The organism is Verrucomicrobiota bacterium (genome assembly GCA_038744685.1).
Lineage (GTDB): Bacteria > Verrucomicrobiota > Verrucomicrobiia > Opitutales > Puniceicoccaceae > Puniceicoccus.
The window spans coordinates 40,871-59,623 of record JBCDMB010000015.1 but is presented as its reverse complement, the minus strand read 5'-3'; the positions used below and the strand labels follow the sequence as shown (position 1 = coordinate 59,623).

General features: G+C 52.5%; 16 protein-coding genes. 10 read left to right on the top strand and 6 right to left on the bottom strand.

The features are described 5' to 3' along the window. Positions 1-58: 58 nt before the first annotated feature. Positions 59-904, bottom strand: coding sequence for a mechanosensitive ion channel domain-containing protein (locus tag AAGJ81_10055; GenBank protein MEM0966479.1), 846 nt, complete (start codon positions 902-904; stop codon positions 59-61). 131 nt (positions 905-1,035) lie between these two features. Between AAGJ81_10055 and typA the strand changes: the two genes are divergently transcribed. From typA to AAGJ81_10040, 3 genes are all read left to right on the top strand, one after another. After that, entirely contained in the window at positions 1,036-2,850 is a 1,815-nt protein-coding gene (gene typA / locus AAGJ81_10050) for a translational GTPase TypA (GenBank protein ID MEM0966478.1), read from the top strand. Positions 2,851-2,951: 101 nt separating this feature from the next. After that, entirely contained in the window at positions 2,952-3,410 is a 459-nt protein-coding gene (locus tag AAGJ81_10045; protein MEM0966477.1) for a VOC family protein, read from the top strand. 112 nt (positions 3,411-3,522) lie between these two features. Beyond that, entirely contained in the window at positions 3,523-5,217 is a 1,695-nt protein-coding gene (locus AAGJ81_10040) for an iron ABC transporter permease (protein MEM0966476.1), read from the top strand. A gap of 47 nt (positions 5,218-5,264) precedes the next feature. Here AAGJ81_10040 and AAGJ81_10035 read toward each other — a convergent pair whose 3' ends face one another. Continuing rightward, positions 5,265-7,073, bottom strand: coding sequence for a matrixin family metalloprotease (locus AAGJ81_10035; GenBank protein MEM0966475.1), 1,809 nt, complete (start codon positions 7,071-7,073; stop codon positions 5,265-5,267). A 162-nt stretch (positions 7,074-7,235) separates the two neighbouring features. Here AAGJ81_10035 and metK point away from each other — a divergent pair, with 162 nt between their 5' ends. Continuing rightward, positions 7,236-8,405: a methionine adenosyltransferase gene (metK, locus tag AAGJ81_10030; GenBank protein ID MEM0966474.1), complete on the top strand. Its 1,170-nt coding sequence runs from the start codon at positions 7,236-7,238 to the stop codon at positions 8,403-8,405. Positions 8,406-8,456: 51 nt separating this feature from the next. Then, on the top strand, positions 8,457-9,881 hold the full coding sequence (gene ahcY / locus AAGJ81_10025) for an adenosylhomocysteinase (protein ID MEM0966473.1): 1,425 nt from the start codon (positions 8,457-8,459) through the stop codon (positions 9,879-9,881). A gap of 233 nt (positions 9,882-10,114) precedes the next feature. Here the strand turns inward: ahcY and AAGJ81_10020 are convergent, their stop codons facing one another. From AAGJ81_10020 to AAGJ81_10005, 4 genes are all read right to left on the bottom strand, one after another. Then, on the bottom strand, positions 10,115-10,504 hold the full coding sequence (locus AAGJ81_10020) for a type II toxin-antitoxin system death-on-curing family toxin (protein MEM0966472.1): 390 nt from the start codon (positions 10,502-10,504) through the stop codon (positions 10,115-10,117). Next, the gene (locus tag AAGJ81_10015; GenBank protein MEM0966471.1) at positions 10,501-10,731 is read right to left on the bottom strand and encodes an AbrB/MazE/SpoVT family DNA-binding domain-containing protein; all 231 of its coding nucleotides are present in this window, start codon (positions 10,729-10,731) and stop codon (positions 10,501-10,503) included. The genes AAGJ81_10020 and AAGJ81_10015 overlap by 4 nt, the downstream gene beginning before the upstream one ends. 103 nt (positions 10,732-10,834) lie before the next feature. Continuing rightward, positions 10,835-11,584, bottom strand: coding sequence for an AAA family ATPase (locus AAGJ81_10010; protein MEM0966470.1), 750 nt, complete (start codon positions 11,582-11,584; stop codon positions 10,835-10,837). Between the two features lie 57 nt (positions 11,585-11,641). Beyond that, positions 11,642-14,113, bottom strand: coding sequence for a DEAD/DEAH box helicase (locus tag AAGJ81_10005; GenBank protein ID MEM0966469.1), 2,472 nt, complete (start codon positions 14,111-14,113; stop codon positions 11,642-11,644). A gap of 262 nt (positions 14,114-14,375) precedes the next feature. Between AAGJ81_10005 and secG the strand changes: the two genes are divergently transcribed. From secG to AAGJ81_09980, 5 genes are all read left to right on the top strand, one after another. Further along, positions 14,376-14,861, top strand: coding sequence for a preprotein translocase subunit SecG (secG, locus tag AAGJ81_10000; protein ID MEM0966468.1), 486 nt, complete (start codon positions 14,376-14,378; stop codon positions 14,859-14,861). A 4-nt stretch (positions 14,862-14,865) separates the two neighbouring features. Beyond that, complete coding sequence (locus tag AAGJ81_09995) at positions 14,866-15,741, top strand: outer membrane lipoprotein-sorting protein (GenBank protein ID MEM0966467.1); 876 nt, start codon at positions 14,866-14,868, stop codon at positions 15,739-15,741. A 379-nt stretch (positions 15,742-16,120) separates the two neighbouring features. Next, on the top strand, positions 16,121-16,768 hold the full coding sequence (locus AAGJ81_09990) for a CopG family transcriptional regulator (GenBank protein ID MEM0966466.1): 648 nt from the start codon (positions 16,121-16,123) through the stop codon (positions 16,766-16,768). Positions 16,769-17,079: 311 nt separating this feature from the next. Continuing rightward, positions 17,080-18,276, top strand: coding sequence for a pyridoxal phosphate-dependent aminotransferase (locus AAGJ81_09985; protein MEM0966465.1), 1,197 nt, complete (start codon positions 17,080-17,082; stop codon positions 18,274-18,276). A gap of 32 nt (positions 18,277-18,308) precedes the next feature. Beyond that, on the top strand, positions 18,309-18,734 hold the full coding sequence (locus AAGJ81_09980) for a diacylglycerol kinase (protein ID MEM0966464.1): 426 nt from the start codon (positions 18,309-18,311) through the stop codon (positions 18,732-18,734). The last annotated feature ends 19 nt before the right edge of the window (positions 18,735-18,753 follow it).

Genomic DNA, 18,753 nt, shown 5'->3' with positions numbered 1-18,753 from the left:
CTTCAGTCGCCGGAGAATGCTTGGAAAAGGCGAGGAAATGACAAAGCAGCCACTCCGTTCAGGAAGCCGCTTCCTCGTCTTCCTTGAGAATCCGAATCTCGCGCTGTGGGAAGGGGATCGTAATTCCGTTGGCGTCGAATACCTTCTTCACCTTCTCGCGGTTCTCGAAAAGGACTCCGCCAAAGTCTGCGCAGTCTACCCAGGCCCGAGCGACCATATCGATGGAGCTGTCGCCGTAATTCAAAAGGGCAATCATCACCGCTGGGTCGTCCTTTACGCGCTCGTCGGATTGAAGAATGTCGAGCACTAGCTTACGAGCTTCGTCAACGTCATCGTCATAACTGATAGAGAAGTCTATGTCGACTCGCCGCATACCGTAGGCGTTGATGTTGGTGATTACGCTATCGAGAAATTTGCCGTTCGGTACGATCATCATCTTGCCGTCGAAGCTCTTTACCTCAGTCGTGAGCATGTCGACTCCCTGAACGATTCCAAGAACTCCACCACCGTCGATCACATCGCCGGTCTTGAAGGGGCGGAACAGAAGAATCATGACCCCAGCCGCAAAGTTGGAAAGGCAACCTTGAAGTGCCAGGCCAACGGCTAGACCGGCAGCACCGACGATCGCCACCATAGAAGTGGTGGGAATGCCTAGTTTGCTTAGCGCGGCAACGACAACAAAGGTCAGGATAAGATAATAAATGATGCTCGCGACGAAGCGGGAAAGGGAGGCATCAATTTCTCGTTTCTCGCAGACTTTAAGGAACAGTCCTTTGACGATCTTGGCGATCCACTTCCCGATGAAGAAAATCGCTACAGCGAGAGCTAGCTTGATGAGCCAATCTGCAAGGAGATTGTCGAGATTATCCACAGAAACGTAGGCGAATGAGAAGAGATGATTCATAGCGGTGATTGGTTTCAAAAAGTGCTTCGGAGGATTTTTGACGGCGGAAAAACGTCAATCATAGAATTTGGGTTGCTTTGAATGGTCGTCCTGCGATCCTCCTCCGCTTTGCCTAATCACCGACCGCTAGTATGAACGCGAATGATATCCGTAACGTAGCTATAATTGCCCATGTCGATCATGGGAAAACGACCTTGGTCGACCAACTGTTGCGACAGGGCGGTGCGTTTCGGGAGAATCAGGTAGTTTCCGAACGGGTCATGGATTCGATGGATCTTGAGAAGGAGAAGGGAATCACGATCAAGGCGAAGAACACGGCGATTCTGCACCAGGATTGCCTTGTCAACATCGTCGACACTCCAGGACATGCAGATTTCGGGGCGGAAGTTGAGCGGGTCATGAAGATGGTCGACGGAGTGATTCTTTTGGTGGATGCCTACGAGGGTCCGCAGGCGCAGACTCGTTTCGTGCTCAAGAAGGCGCTTGCGGCCGGGCTCGCTCCGGTGGTGGTCATCAACAAAGTGGACCGCGAAAATGCTCGGCCGGAATACGTGCACGATAAGGTGCTGGAGCTATTCCTGGAACTCGATGCGACAGAGGAGCAGTTCAACTGTCCGTTCCTCTACGCGAGTGCCCGCGATGGCTGGGCGAGTGAAAAGATTGACGGCCCAAGGGAGTCAATGGACCCGCTTTTCTCGATCATCCGTGAACAGATTCCCCCTCCCGAGGTAGAGTCGGGTGAGTTTCGCATGTTGGTGAGTAATATCGATTGGAACGACTTTGTCGGCCGTATCGCGGTTGGCCGCATTTTGAGCGGAAAGATCCTGCAGGGTGAATCGATCTATGAAATCAACGCTTCCGGTCAGCCGAAAAAGGGAAAGATAACGAAGCTTTTTACTTACACCGGTATTACTACCGAAGATGCACCAGAAGGAGTGGCGGGAGATGTCGTTGGCTTGGCAGGTTTTGAGAATATCGGGATCGGAGATACGCTTGCGGCCGACCCGGATGCAGAGCCTTTGCCGTTTGTGGCAATCGATCCGCCAACAATCCAGATGGAGTTTTCCGTGAATGATGGACCTTTCGCGGGACGGGAGGGGAAGAAAGTGACCTCACGCCAGATTCGAGAACGTTTGGTCCGGGAGACTCAGTCGAACATTTCGATCCGAATCGAAGACGGAGCCGATGGAGGATCCTTTCTGGTCACGGCGCGTGGGGCGATGCAGATTTCCGTTTTACTCGAAACGATGAGGCGGGAGGGTTTCGAAGTGTTGGTTTCCCGTCCAACGGTGGTTTATGAAGAACGGGATGGGAAGGTCTTTGAGCCCTTTGAAACTCTGTGGGTGGAGCTTCCAGAGTCGGACCTCGGCGGAATTATAGAGGCGATCAACCGGCGAAAGGGCCAGGTCACAAACCTCGATCATCACGCATCTGGAGTGACCGTAGAAGCCGAGATTCCGACTCGGGGTCTGATCGGGTTAGAGACCGACCTCGTCAATTTGACCAGTGGTAACGGTGTGATGAGCCATCTCTTCCTCGAGTATCGCCCTACCGTAGGCCCCATTGATCTGCGGACCACGGGCACCTTGGTCTCGATGGACCAAGGGTCGGTCATGGCGTATGCGTTGGATACGCTTCAGCAGCGGGGGCGACTTTTTGTGGCACCCGGTGAGGATGTCTATCCGGGGCAGGTCGTTGGTGAGAATCCCCGAAAGCACGATCTTCCGGTCAATCCGACCAAGGCGAAGCAGCTCGATAACATGCGGAGTAGCGGGGAGGGCAAAGGGATCATGCTCTCGCCTCCGGTGCGCTTTAGCCTCGAGCGGGCTCTTGAATACATCGCTCCCGACGAACTCGTCGAAGTGACCCCGACCTCTCTACGCATGAGAAAGCGCCTTCTCGATGCGAACGAGCGGCGCAAGGCCGAGAAGCGGACGGCATCTTGAGCGGAGCGGCGACATCCATGGCCCGCCGAAGCTTGCCCGGAGGAGGCGGTCGCCGAATATGCTCCCCTTTTGAATCGCGGTGTCGTAGAAGCTCAACCGTTATGTCAGAAAACGTTTCCGTCACCGTCCCCTCAGTTACTATCTCGCTCACAACGAAAGACTCTAATGAGGCGTTGGATTTTTACGCGAAAGGCTTTGAGGCGGTTGAGCTCTACCGTTTACCAAGTCCCGACGGCGGAATCGCCCATGCGGAAATGGCGATCAAGGGCACCAAGATCTACATCTCCGATGAAGACGATGATTTTAAGGCGTATGCTATGCCGGAAGGAGCCATGGCGAGTTGCCTTTTCAGTGTAGAGAGCGGGAATTGTGATGAGGACTACGAGCGGGCGATTGCTGCGGGAGCGACCTCGCTCAGTGCGCCCGAGGACCAATTCTACGGTGCACGAACTGCGATCGTTTTGGATCCTTTTGGCTATCGTTGGTGCTTTGTTCAGGTGATTGAAGTGATTTCCGATGAGGAAGTCGCCAAACGGGCACAGGAATTGTTTGGCGGGTAAGGGATTCGGACATGGAGGACGATTTTCCTCCGTGGAACTGGATTTCCTTGAAATCTTTGCCCTCGTCTACTTTTCGCCTCGCATCTGAATCGTCCTCGACTATCGAGAAAGTGTGAGTCGCGGTTTTAGTTACACGATTCTGGGGGTTACCGGCTTCTTCTTTGCCTGTTTTTTCCTTTGGCCGATCTGGCAGGTTTTAGAGGGTGGTTTTGTCGGGGTCGATGGCGAGTGGACGATTGCCTACGTGGTCGAAGTCTTTCGTAACGACCTCTATATGGAGGGATTGGTAAATGCCTTCGGAATGGGACTCTTTTCCACGATTCTCGCTCTCCTGATCGCTTTGCCGTTGGCTTTTATTTCCGATCGTTTCGAGTTTTTCGGGAAAAAGGTCTTCTCCGCCCTTATTTTGCTCCCTATCATGCTGCCTCCTTTCGTTGGGGCGATTGGAGTGCGTCAGATTCTGGGTCAATACGGGCTGCTGAATACTGGACTCGTCCACCTCGGACTCATCGATCCCGGAGACGCCATTGATTGGCTCGGGAATAGCAGGTTCTGGGGGGTGATCGTGTTGAATGGTCTGAGTCTGTATCCGATTCTTTATCTGAATGCGGTTGCATCCCTCGCGAATATTGATCCTGCGATGGAGGAGGCGGCAGAGAACTTGGGCTGCCGCGGATGGAAACGTTTCTTTACGGTGACTCTGCCCTTGATGAGGCCGGGGGTGTTCGCCGGAAGCACGATTGTCTTCATCTGGGCCTTCACCGAGCTGGGGGTTCCGCTGATCTTTGATTTCAATCGCGTCACTCCTGTTCAGATCTTCAATGGAGTGAAGGAGATCGGGACGAATCCTTTTCCTTATGCTTTAGTTGCGGTGATGCTGACGGCGTCGGTTGTCTTTTACCTGGTGGGTAAGATTCTCTTTGGCAGAAACACCTTTTCGATGATGGCGAAGGCGGGCCACGCATCGGTGACCAAGCGTCCTGGCAAACTCGGCCAGCTTTTCTGCTTTGCCTTCTTCCTTGGGATTACCTTTCTCGCCCTTCTGCCTCACCTCGCGGTGATTCTCATCTCTTTCTCCAGTGATTGGTATGCGAGCATTCTGCCCACAGGCTGGACCTTGGAGAACTACAAGTTGGCGTTGGGTCATCCGCTCACTCTCTCATCGATCCAAAACAGCCTTTTCTACAGCTCGGCGGCTACCGTACTGAACGTGGCACTCGGAGTTGCGATTGCCTATGTGGTGGTCCGCTCGACGATACCGGGTCGTTCGATTCTCGATGCCATGGCAATGCTCCCGTTGGCGGTCCCAGGAATCGTGATTGCCTTTGGATACCTCGCGATGTCGCAATCCGGAAAGGCTTTTGATTTCATCAATCCGACGGTGAATCCGGTTCCGCTGTTGATCATCGCCTACGCGATTCGCAAGTTGCCGTTTGTCGTAAGATCGGCGGTAGCCGGTTTGGAGCAAACGAGTGTGACCTACGAAGAGGCGGCCCAGAATCTCGGTTGTCCGCCGGTAAAGTCTGCACTGAGGATCACTATGCCGCTGATTGTGGCGAACCTCCTGGCCGGAGCGATTCTCGCTTTCTCCCAAGCAATGCTAGAAGTGTCCGATAGTTTGATCCTGGCTCAGAAGCAGGAGTATTATCCGATCACGAAAGCGATTTACGAGCTTCTCAACCTATTGGGCGATGGACCTTACATTGCCAGCGCGCTAGGGGTCTGGGCGATGGCCTTTCTCGCAGTGACCATCATCGGTGCGTCGGTCTTGTTGGGGAAGAAGCTGGGTGCGATCTTTCGGGTATAACTGGCTACCTCCCTCCTTTTGAATGGGTGCGAAAGATCTTCCTGAGTTCACCGAAGCCGAACCGCTCTTACAAACAACGGCGCGTCTGTCGAAGCATTCGGTAGATCGTCGACAGTCAAGGTGTCTTCGCCGCCCATTTGCTGGACAAGGCGAATCTCGTTCCATGTGACCAGATCGGTTGAGGTTTCGATCCGATAGACATCGTCAGGCTGGGCGGTGAACTCTATACTTCCCACTGCGCTGTCAACGATCCAGAAGCGCGAGTTGGGATCGGTCGGATCCGTTCCGAGGTGAAATTCGTCTTCATTGGAAAAACCGTCCGCATCTGGATCTGCGTTTGCGGTAGATCCATCGTTACTACCAAAAAACGTGGTCATCCAAGCGTTCGGAACTCCGTCGGGGGCGTCTGATGGTCTTGAATCGGGACGGAATCCAACGATGTTGAAGGCCACCAAAAGTTCGTTCGTGCCGTCTGAAAGTTGAACGATCGCTTTGTCGTAAAATGAGTTGACGCCCGCATCTGCCTCAACGTAATAAGCATTGGGGACATAAGTGAGTTGGTCGCCAGAAAGGGCGAATACCCCCAAGTTACCAGTCTGAGAGTTGAGCTGAACGGTGACGTTATCGCCCTGCAGGTCTCCATAGGGAATCGTGAACGTGTTGACGCCTGCGGATGGAGCGGTGGGATAGGATATAGCAACCTCTCTCCTCACAAAGGAGAAAGGCGGTGTATCGGAAGGGTGAATCTTGGCGATCGTCGAAATATCCCACGTTCTTGGATCCGCCCCGCGGCCGTCTCTGTGGAGGCGATAATACATTTGGGCATCGGCTCGATCCGAATCGCTCTCACTGGCAGTTTCGCTGCTGTGAGCAAGGCCGATGACGTGACCAATCTCGTGAGTAAGCGTTTCTTCAAGAGAAATCGGATCGGAGAGGGTGGCTTTTGTGTGGTCTAGAATTACATATCCATGGGTGGATGGGTTGAATGCGAGCCCGTCGATTGTGCCTCCCTCTCCTTGCTTGGTGGTAAAGAAGGTAGCTCCTCCAAACCCCAAAGTACTCGACTGGTCGTCGATCTCATTAAAATTGTCATGCATCTGAATTCGAATGACGCTGCCGTCCTCAAGACCGTAGTTTCGTGCGGAAATTGAAAATACTTCGTTGCCGACGATCTCGAATCGGACTGACGAGACTGCCTCCCACGCACCGAGTGCGTTTTGAATAGCCGTAATCGCTTGTTCTTCGGAAATACCGCTTGGAAGGGTTGATGTATCGATAATCACGGGAATCGGTTCGCCCCGATCGGGGGTTACAAATCTGCGAGGTTGAGTATCGCCCAGTAGGCCACTAGCGGGAACATTGAGAACACTTACCTGGGATTCGGCCACGTATTGGGAGAAGTCGAGACCAGGTCCTAAAAGATCGGCGATTTGACTGGCTTGTGCGGCAAGGCCGTTGGTATCTTCTTGGACCCCTTCAGGACCGCCTCGAAAAAGAAGGCCGTGCTCTCCAACGTCGACGAAAAGGAGAAGCCGTTGGTTAGTGATGATTGTAGGTTTACGGGCATCGTAATCGGCAATCCCACCTAAAGATCCACCGTAACCAAGGACGGAAAATTGACCTGGAAAGGAGCCGCGGATGGACTCCACGGTTTGAAAGACAAAGCGGGTGAAAATTTGGTGATCGATTTCTTCTACCCCTTGTTCCTTTGCGACTGCAACGACCACCCCATCGGCCCTTTCTACCTGTTCGGAGAGGGTTTCGGAAGCGATTGTGGCAGAAAAAAGGTTGAGTGGAGGAGTGGTGAGGATGAGGACACACAGTGCCGCAAAAGCAGCTGACTTAGAATCACGCATGGGATGACGGGATTAGTCTTCCTGTTTTAAGTCAACGTCAGGGCAATCTTAGGCAGTTTTTTGCAAGTTATTTACCGTAGGAAAGATACAAATCAACGAATCTGGATGTTTTGATATATTGGCTTGATCCTTTGAGGTTCCGGGTTTCAAACTAGAGGGTTTATGAGTCAATCATTCGTTTTTTCTTCAGAATCTGTGGGCGAGGGTCACCCGGATAAGGTCTCGGATTCGATATCCGACAGTGTCCTCGATGCTTGCCTGAAACAGGATCCGAAGAGCCGCGTAGCCTGTGAAACGCTGGTGAAAAGTAACTGCGTGGTTCTGGCGGGGGAGATTACGACGAGTGCCAAGCTCGACTATGAAAAAATCGTACGGGAGGCGATTGAGGATATCGGTTACGTGAACGACGATGACGTTTTTCACGCAGAGAGTGTATTTGTCACGAATTGCTTGACGAGACAGTCTGCCGACATCGCACAGGGTGTGGACGCTACGGCTGCTGAAGGAAAAGACACTAACGAGCAGGGTGCCGGGGACCAGGGAATCATGTTTGGCTATGCTTGCGACCAGACTTCCGAGCTGATGCCGGCTCCAGTCATGTTTGCGCACAGGCTTTTGCGCGAGATGGCGCGCCAGCGGAAAGAAGAGGGTGTAGAATGGCTGCGTCCCGATGTGAAGAGTCAGGTCGCCGTGCGTTTTGAAGGTGGCAAAATTGTTGGAATCGAGAACGTGGTTATCTCCACCCAGCATCGCGATGGCGTGAAGCACGAGCAGATCAAGGAGTTCTGCGTGGAGGAAGTGATTCGGAAGGTTCTGCCGGAGAATCTCTGCACGGATGACACCCAGTTTCTGATCAATCCAACGGGTAATTTCGTGATCGGGGGTCCTCAGGGTGATGCCGGCCTCACGGGGCGGAAAATCATCGTCGATACTTACGGCGGATGGGCCCGTCACGGGGGAGGTGCTTTTTCCGGAAAGGATCCTTCGAAGGTGGATCGATCGGCTGCCTATTTCTGCCGCTGGGTAGCGAAAAACATCGTTGCGGCTGGATTGGCTTCGGAGTGCGAGCTACAGGTGGCCTACGCGATTGGGTATCCTCACCCGACGAGTATTCACGTGGACACGTTTGGATCCGCAAAAGAGGGACTGACTGATTTGCAGATAGCCGCTGCGGCCCGTGAGGTATTTAGCTTTAAGCCTGCGGATATTGTCTCGCAGCTGGATCTTCTTCGACCGATCTATCGAGACTCGACCCACTACGGTCACTTCGGGAAGGCAGGCCTTCCCTGGGAGCAGACCAGTAAAGTGGAAGACTTGAAGGCGGCAGTCTGACCCGTATGCGAAGCCCGATATCACTGACAACCTAACACTGAGGATTTTATTATGGCAGTCATCACTGAAACCCAAACTGAATATAAAGTAGCGGATATCACTCTCGCCGATTACGGACGGAAGGAGATCGAGATCGCTACACAGGAAATGCCCGGCCTGATGGCTACACGGGAGAAGTATGCTCAGAGCAAACCATTGGCTGGTGTGCGAATCAGTGGTTCGCTCCACATGACCATTCAGACAGCAGTACTCATTGAGACGCTGGTGGATTTGGGAGCAGATGTGCGGTGGGCAAGCTGCAACATTTTCTCAACCCAGGACCACGCAGCCGCCGCGATTGCGGCCTCTGGTGTGCCGGTTTTTGCATGGAAGGGGGAAACCCTCGAAGAGTATTGGGAGTGCACGTGGAATGCGTTGACATGGCCGGACGGAAAAGGACCTAACCTGATCGTTGATGACGGTGGCGACGCAACCTTACTTATCCACAAGGGCTATGAGTATGAAGACGGCGATGATTGGCCCGAGCAACCGGGTGGATCCAAAGAGGAGCAAGTCATCAAGAACCTTCTGAAGAAGACGAAATCCGAAGACCCGATCCATTGGCACAACGTTCTCAAAGAGTGGAAGGGAGTATCCGAAGAAACGACAACCGGTGTTCACCGTCTCTACCAGATGCACGAGAAGGGGAAGCTCCTCGTTCCCGCGATCAACGTGAACGACTCGGTGACCAAGGCAAAGTTTGATAACCTCTACGGCTGCCGCGAATCGTTGATCGATGGAATCAAGCGTGCGACCGACGTAATGATCGCCGGAAAGGTTGCGGTTGTCTGTGGCTACGGTGATGTTGGAAAAGGCTGTGCCCAGGCTCTCCGGGGGATGGGCGCGCAGGTTCGCGTGACGGAGGTTGATCCGATTTGTGCTCTTCAAGCCGCCATGGAGGGCTTCAAGGTTACGACTATCGAAGACAGTTTGGATGTCGCCAACATCTATGTGACCACCACGGGCAACAAGGACATCATCACCTACGAACACATGAAGGCGATGAAGGACCAAGCCATCGTCTGTAACATTGGTCACTTCGATAACGAGATCCAGATGGATAGGCTGGAAAACTCATCGGAAGTCGAGCGGGTCAACGTGAAACCCCAAGTGGACCAGTGGCGCTTCAACGATGGACATGCGGTCTATGTGCTGGCTGAGGGTAGATTGGTCAATCTTGGCTGTGCGACCGGTCACCCATCCTTTGTGATGTCGAATTCATTCACCAACCAAGTGCTCGCGCAAGTTGAGCTCTGGAAGGAACTCGAAAAGTATCGTCCGGGAGTCTACGTTCTGCCGAAGCGTTTGGATGAAGAGGTGGCCCGCCTGCATCTTGAGAAGATCGGAGCAAAGCTTACGGTCATGACCGATGACCAAGCCGACTACATCGGTGTGAAAAAGGAAGGCCCGTACAAGTCGGAGCACTACCGGTACTAGCCCTGCGCCCTGTAGGAGAGGCTTCTTGACCTCCGTAGCCAGCAAGGCGAAGGACGGTTACGCCTCGACCAAGATGGCTGGAATACGAAGTAGATGATCGAGGGGTGAACCCTCATCCCACGGGAGTGGACTGCTGCAGGTGTGGCGGGATAGCGATGCGGGTCCGTAGTCCGTGTGGTCATCGGCCTCACGGCCGATGCTACCCGAAACTGCGAGGCAAATTCTTATGCTTCCTAGTCCGAAGTTTCGGAGGACTCCCGAAGCCACTCGGTGTAATCGGCCTCCGGTATCGCACCCGACGCCAAGGCCAGCGTTCGCTCAACTACCTGCTCTTCGGTAGCGGAGAACAAGTATTGGTTGCACTCGAGGAACAGGGTGGCAGTGAGGAAGCCGGTTCGCTTGTTCCCATCCAAGAACGGATGATTTTTAATGATCCCACTGGCGTAGGATCCCGCTAAATCAAAAGGGTCGGGCTTTCCGTATGCGAAGAGATTTTTTGGCCGATCCAATGCCGCCAAAAGCGGTCCTTCGTCACGCAAACCATCCGCACCACCAAATCTTTCAAGAGCAGAAGAATGAACCGCAAGGCAATCGGTGGCATCTATCCAAACCGGTTCTTTCACTTTGCTAACTCTCGAAGAGCATTTCGATACCTCTTCATCAAGCTGTCAGCAATTGCCATTTTCTCCGCAAAGCCCGGCCGTTCCGGTGTAATGCGTAACGAACCCTCCGGGGCTTCGGTAAGGTAGAGCGAGGCACCCTCTTCGACTTTTAGAGTGTGCAGTGCTTCCTTAGGTATAACGATTCCGAGTGAGTTCCCGATTCGACGGACTTTGGTTTCAATGGCCATAGTGATAACAAAAGTTATTACAATGCCATTGTCAATGGTTCTTCATCTGCAAGTTCATCATAAAGGTAGTCCTCAAGCCGGGTTGCGATGTCCCGTACAGGCCCTAGTCCAACCCGAGTTCTGTGCGCACCTCCGACCAAAGGGACTGGAAAGAAGCTGCGGCGGGGGAGGTTCTTGCGAAAGCGGCTACCGGACGGCGGTGAGTCCCCATCTGCTCGATAATGCTTGCCGAAGGAATCGTTTGTGCGAGGAAGTGAGGGCTTCCTTCGCGGGATTCCTCCATGGTTTCGCGGTGAAGTTTTTTCCTTTGGTCTGCCATGGAGAAAAAGGCTTTTAAGCGATTTACCGGAAGGTTGTTTTTCTCAAAGAAACCCTTCACTTGGTCAAAGGTATGGACGGAGAGTGTAGAGGGGATCGTTGGGACTAACACGAGATGTGACAGTCGAAACAGGTTTTCGGAGAGCAAAGAGATCCCGGCAGGTGCATCCGCGACAATCAAATCATAATCCCCCTTGAATCCCTTGAAGAGGGCAGAGAGTGCGGTCGAAGACTTCTTTTCCTCGTCCAGGGTCCGGTCGAGATGGCGGAACTCGAGGTGCGCGGGAAGCAGATCCAGATGAATAAACTCGGTTTGTCGAACTTGTTTGTGGGCAAACGATTTCCCCTTGATGAGTTTGCCCGTTTTCATCTTGGTCGGTGGCTTCGCCCGCAAGTAGAAAGTCGAAGCAGCCTGTGGGTCGAGGTCGCAAAGTAAGACACTAAATCCTTCCGTTGCAGCAGCGTAGGCGAGATTCACTGCAGAGGTAGTCTTTCCGACACCTCCTTTGATGTGGTAGAGCGAGAGAACTTTCATGGCCGTTCGGAAAGACAACGGCCTTGTTCGCCGGGAGGCAAGAACAGGAGGCTCCGATCAAGGGCGAAGGAAGCTCTCGATCGTATCAAAGTGCGTCCGAATCGCCTCGAGTGGACGTGAGGATTCGACGATCTCCTTGAAAAGGCCGGTTTTCTCCTCCTTCAGACGCTGAATGTTCTCCTCAATGGTGTTCTGGGTAATGAGCCGATAGACAAATACGGTTTTCTGTTGGCCAATTCGGTGGACACGGTCAATCGCCTGTTGTTCGGCGGCCGGGTTCCACCATGGATCGAGAAGGAAGACGTAGTCGGCGGCATGGAGAGTGATTCCGGTGCCACCCGCTTTGAGACTGGCGAGCATCACGCCCGCGCGGCGATGCTTTTGAAACTCTGCGACCGGCACTTCGCGGTCTCTGGTAGAGCCAGTTAGGCGAAAGAGAGTCGTCTGCGGAAAACGGTCGCGCAGAAGTTCCTCTGCTCTATCCAGAAGCGAGACGAACTGGCTAAAAACAACTACTTTCCGGGGGCCGACGAGGATCTCCTTGAGGTGCTCGCTAAGGGTTTCGAGTTTACCGCTAAGTGACGCGAGCGGGGCTTCCAGATTCACATCCGATTCCTCGAGAAACGGTGTTGGAAGAAGCCGCAGATCACAACAAGCCTGTCGAAGCCGGGTGATCGCGGTAAGAAAGTGAAAGCTGCGCTGGCCACTCATACTCTGATAGCCAGTGTTGAAGTCTTGAAAAATCGTATCGGCAATCCGGTTATAGATTTTGGTTTGGGGGTCGCCCATGGAACAGAACAGGTCTGTCTCAACCTTCCCGGGTAGTTCCTGCACGACCTCTTTCTTCGTGCGACGAATCAGGAACGGTGCCGCTTGTAGCTTGACACGCTCTATCAACGACTTGCTGTCCCGGGTCATTTGATCAAAAAACTCCCGGCGACTGCCGAGAAGGTCGGGCATCAAGAAGCGGAAAATGGACCACAAGTCCATCTGACTGTTTTCGACAGGAGTCCCGGTTAGAGCAATCCGGTGGACGGCCTTTATGGCAAAGCAGGAACGACTCACCTTGGCATCAGGGTTCTTGATTTGTTGGGCTTCATCCAGAACAGCGTAACGAAACCGATGCTCTTCCAAAAGAGGTCGATGGCGACGAAGCTGAGTATAGCTGGCTATCCACAGGCAGACTTCACTGTCGTCTTTCCAGGATTCTCCAGATCGAAGAGTCTTGACCTTTAGATACGGAAAGAAGCGTTCGGCCTCCCGTATCCATACAGGAACTACGCTAGCCGGACATACTACGAGAGAAGAAGCCTCTCTCAATCCGTCTAGATTCAAAAGGGAAAGTACCTGAACCGTTTTGCCGAGGCCCATTTCGTCGGCAAGCAAGGGGTGGCAATCGTGCTGGCAAAGGTGGTGGAGATGTGCGACGCCACGTTTCTGGTAGGGTCTTAGAAAATCCGGTGTGCCCGCAGGAGGTACTGCGTCGGGAGACTTCAGAGCCTCAACCCAATCGCTGACCTCCCGAGAGAGTTGAAAGGTAACCGGTTGGGTTTGAAATAGGCTCAGAAACAAGTAGGGCGGTAGATCCTGTCTCTTCTCTTTCGGCAGTCCGTCCAACTGATGAGAAAGATGAATGCCGTCAGGATCCAGACGAACAAGGCCGCGTCCCGGAAGAAATAGTGGACTTTCTTTGCGACGGATGAGTCGGTTAATCTCCGCCTCGGACAGCCGCTCGCCGTTGAGCTCGGAAGTCCATTCCAATCTGAGTCCTTTCCCAGCTGTGGAGCGGGAGACCTTGGCTTGGAGGTGAACTTCCCGCTGACCATAGTCGAGCAGGTTCACATCCGCCGTTTGACGGATGTCAAAATAGGGACGCCAAGAAGGCACGCCTGTTCGCAGAAAGCTGAGAAACATCTCCGTTTCGGGCATCTCAAAAATCTTCGAATGACTATTGAAGCGAAAGCCGCTCTGTCGCGCCATGTGAGAGAGTTGGATGAGTTTTTCCCGATGGGCGGAAGACTCATCGCGGCCTGACTCATGGGTGGGCAAGCTACGAAAGCAGAGTTTTTCTCCCTCGATGAAGAGAAGGATAACGGGTTTAGCCTCAATTCTACTCGGCGTTGGTTCTTGGGAATTGTTTGAGCCCTGATCAGATCCTTTAGAAGACGGCGAGTTGGTGACTTGGAAGGGAAGGGGTGTCAGTCGGTCTGCGATCAACTCCTCGACTTCGTAGAGACCTGCAATCGCGATCGAGTGTCCGAGGTCGGGATCATTTCGTGAGTCGCGGACTCTCGGGCCGATCCGCGACCACTCGACAATGGAGTAGGCTTCGCCTTCCGCAGTATCGACGGAAACGGTCAAATCCTGAGGGGTGAGTGAAATTTCGCTGATTCGGTTGGTGCGATACAAACGTCTCCCTTGCGAGAGTCTATCGGGGGAAAAATGGTCTTCCCAATCCCGTGCCAGCCACCGTGACCAAGTCTTTAGAGCTGGTATTGAGTACCGTTGTTTGGCGTCCCGCGAATACATGCAACCTTCGATTAAAGAAGACGCGGAAGGAAGAATCAATCCCCAGTGTTGTGTGCGAACTCGAAAAGATGATTTTTGGGATCAATCGATGGGACATTGGATTTTCGGAACGGAGGCCATGTTGCCCGCATACTCAGGGTGGGGTAGTGCTAAAAAGGGATACTGGTACGACGAATCAGCGCAGGAAAACGCGTAGCTTCTAATGACTTTCGGGGTTGAAAGGTCCCTTCCATCTACTCATTCTCTTCGGTTTTTATTTTCCATGGCCACGTTTTTGATAGCTCTCTTTTCGGTAGTTCTGATCCTTATCTGCTTTTTCGTGACTTTGCTCGTCCTCATGCAGAAGCCTAGTGCGAATTCAGGCATGGGTGCCGCACTTGGGGGAGGTGCTGCCGAACAGGCATTTGGTGGTGAAGCAACGAATGTCCTTACCCGCGGGACCATCTACGCTATCATCGGTTTTTTCATACTATCCTTCGGTCTTTATCTGGCGACGCTTGCGACTGTTGAGCGTGCCGATGGGGGAGCCCCAGGCGTGTCGTTGACCAACATCGAAGAGGAGCCGTCCACGGACACTCCTGCCGCTACTGAGACTACCGAAGATGGCGACCAGTCTGAATCGACGGAATCCTCTGCAGCCGTTTCGGAAGAAGGTGAAGCAGTTCCTGCAGAACCGGATACCCCTCAGTCCGAAGCTCTTCAGCTAGAGGATCTGGACAAACCGTCAACAGACGGAACCGGTTCGTGAGGACATGACGCGGAGCCTTCAAAGGTTTTGCGTCTGTGCTTTTCTATCTTTGGCAGCGGTAACGTGGGTATCGGGTCAAGCTGGCAGGGATTTCGGACGAACGGCTAGAGACGTAAATCCTCTTTCGGCGGCGGAGGCTGAGATTTTCCTGAATTCGTTTCTGCGGACCCGCGGAGGAATGGATTCGGTTCTCGACGGTCGTTTGACTCATTACCCTCGCCGAGGAGAACGCACGGTACTTCCCATTCGCGTTTTTACAGGTTGGCGGGGGAGAGACCTCGATCTACGTATAGAGCAGGAGCCAGATGGTTTCGCTCCCTCCCAGAGGTTTTTGTTTCTAGGTGGAAAAAGTCCTACCGGATGGGAATGGAGTTTGGAGGGAGGTCTCGCTGAGTTACCCAGCGGGCAGCTGTTTCAACCTCTCCTCGAGGGAATGGACCTGACTGCCTTCGACCTTTTGACCCCTTACCTTGATTGGACAGAGGCGGAATATGTGAAATCGGAGAGAGTGCTCGATAGCCCAGCTCACTGGTTTCGATTCTCTCCTCCGGAGGAGTGGAAGACTCTGCTTCCGAGGGATGGACCTGCAACAGTGATGGTTGCTTTGGACGCTCGTTTTGATGCTCCGATTCGAGTTGAGTATTTGAATGCAGATGGTGATGTGATCCGTTCATTAGAGGCGAGAAGTTTTAAGAAGATTTCAGACACTTGGATCGTTCGACGGTTGGAAGTGGTAGACGAAAGGACAAGGGACCGGACGGAATGGCGGATCGATGACGCAGTTGTTGAACTGGTGCTTCCGTTGGAAACTTTTACACCTGATGGTTTAGCCGATACTGTTGAGACAACGGGCGAAGCACCAACCTTGGGCAAGGGATAACTCTTTTGATCTTGTGCGTTTCTCTCCTTAAAGAGGAGTAAAGTTTCCGGGAGTGGGATCGATGCTTCAAAGGCATTTGTTTATCGATCAAGAACCGTTTTCATTTCGGCCTGATTGCAGAACGTTCATCATCCAATGATGGTGATTGGTTTGAGTTCTCGGGGTTAACATCAGGAATTATTTCTGGTGATCGGCAATTACGAGATCAGTGTTTTTTGGATACAAAGATAATGGTTGGGTTCGGTCATCCGATTGAAAGAAAGCATGTCTTGGAGGTAAGGATGGAAAACCAGTATTGACGGGCTGCTTTCAAAGCGGTTTAGTCCTCGAAACTCCGGGAACTATGGCTATCAATTATTCGACTCCGCTCACCTTTGAGGTGGATGAAGAATCCTTCCGGAAGTTAAGAGAATTGGTAGACCTTACCGGTGCTAAAAATCTTAGCGATGTAATCCGGATTGCCCTTCAGATTTTCGATTACGATCACTTTAATCCTGAAACCTCTAAGACCCGCCAACTGTCAGTTCGCCTCGACCCAAAACTGCGTGATGTGGTGTCCCGTGTTTCTAAAAAGAATAAAGTAAGTTTTGGAGAAGTGTTGCGCGCCGCTCTTGGTGCGCTCTCCGAAAAACCGCTCCGTGAAGTGGTTCGTGAAACCAGCAAAACAGACATGGCAAAGAAAACAGTGAAAAAAAAGGCGGCCAAAAAGGCGGCCAAGAAGGCTGTGAAGAAAACGGCTAAAAAAGCAGTCAAGAAGGCTCCTTCAAAGAAGGTTGCCAAAAAGGCTGCAAAGAAAGTCACTAAGAAAGTGACCAAGAAGGCTGCGAAGAAAGCTGCAAAAAAAGCGACTAAGAAGGTAGCCAAGAAGGCTGTCAAAAAGGTGGCGAAAAAGGCCAAGAAAAAGACCGTCAAGAAGGTTGCGAAAAAGGCAGCCAAGAAAGCTACCAAGAAGGCGGTGAAGAAAGCACCTGCCAAGAAGGCAGCGAAAAAGGCTGTAAAGAAGGCGGCCAAAAAGAAGAAGAAGTAATACGCTTTTAAGGCGGTTTCACGAGCTGGCTGGCTCCGGGTGAAGGTTTCACCTGGAGCCGGTGCCAGTGAAACGTGCTTTTACCCTTTTCTAAGCGGTTTTGGTATCCGCACTTCAGTAGGGAGAGATACCAGATTCTTTGGGAGTAAGAGATAGGCCTGTTTGGACTTGAGCTCCGGCTGGGCCGGGTCCGTTCGGTCTCGAACTCGGAGCTCCCGCTACCCTCTGGATTTAAGGGAAAGGGAGAACTACCCATTTTGAAATGAAAGGTTCTCTTGAACCTGAACTAGTATCTTGTTTCCTCATTGGGCATGGAAGGATTCCAAAAGTTTCTGTCCGCTAGAGCCTTGGCTATTGAGCCTTCTCCAACGCTCGCTGTGGATGCCAAGGCAAAGGCACTCAAAGCCGAAGGCCGCGACGTTTGTGGTTTTGGTGCGGGAGAACCTGATTTTGATACACCGGAGTTTATCAAGGAAGCCTGCATTCAGGCGGTTCATGACGGAAAGACGAAGTATGCACCTGCTCCAGGTCTACCGGAATTGAGAGAGGCACTTGCCGAGAAGTATAAAAGGGACAACGGATTTTCCTCCTGCGAAAGCTCTCAAGTGGTGGTGAGTCCGGGAGGAAAGTATAGTTGTTATTTGGCCATACAGGCGGTCTGCAACCATGGAGATGAAGTGCTGATTCCGGCACCTTTCTGGGTAAGCTACCCGGAAATGGTAAAGTTGGCCGGGGGCATTCCCAAAATACTCGAAACAAAAATCTCGGATGGGTTTTGCCTTGATCCGGACCGACTTCAAGAGGCCGTCACGGAGAAGACAAAACTCCTCATCCTAAACAGTCCTTCGAACCCGACCGGTGGAGTTTACCCTCCTGAACTAATCCGCAGAATCTTCGAGATTTGTTCACAACACGGGATCCTGATTTTGTCGGATGAAATCTATGAGTATCTTCTCTATGACGACAGCGAGCATTTATCTCCCGCCTCGATTTCGGAAGAAGCCGCGCGCCTGGTGATAACGGTAGGAGGATTTAGTAAAACGTTTTCAATGACGGGATGGCGTCTTGGCACCCTGGTCGCCACTCCCGAAATTGCAAAAGCAGTCTCCAGTCTGCAAAGCCAGACGACTTCCAATGCTACGACCTTCGCCCAATACGGCGCACTGGCAGCAATGAGAAATTGGGATCTGGCGAGACGCGAGATGGACAAGATGATACAGGTCTTTGACCGTAGGCGGATAAAGCTGTTAGAGGGTCTCAATTCAATTCGAGGAGTTTCCTGCTACCGTTCTACCGGAGCGTTTTACCTTTTCCCCGATATTAGTGCCCTGGAGATAGCTCCAGCGGATTTTGCCAAAGACCTTTTGGAGAAAAAGTTGGTTGCAGTGGTCGCCGGAGAAGGGTTCGGAAGTAAAAGCGGGATTCGGCTAAGTTATGCGACGTCGGACGACGTTATCGACCGCGGGTTGGAGCGCTTGAAAGACTTTATCGAGTCTGAATTCTCCTAGAAACGGAATTTTCGAACAGCAGTGAACGGAGAATGTCTGAGGTAGGTGAGATAGGATCCTCTGAGGGGGGAAAGCCAACACAGGCTAAGGGGTTCATGCGCTTGATTCGAGCGGCCAATCATTCAATAGACGGTATCGGGGCAGCCCTCAAACACGAAGCGGCTTTTCGTCAAGAGATCGTTTTGGCCTGTATATTGATACCTCTTGCGATTGTGCTTGAGTTACCGGTGACCGAAAAGGTCTTGCTCGTTGGGGTTTTGTTTTTCGTTCTGGTTACAGAGCTTCTCAACACGGCGGTGGAGTGTTGTATCGACTACATTTCATTTGACCTGCACCCTATAGCAAAACGCGCGAAAGACCTAGGGAGCGCTGCCGTTTTTCTGACGTTGGTCTTTGCGGGAGCGACGTGGGGTTTGGTTCTTTGGGCGAATTGGCCTCTCGAATTTCTGTGGGCTTAGGAAGAACCGAGGACTTGTC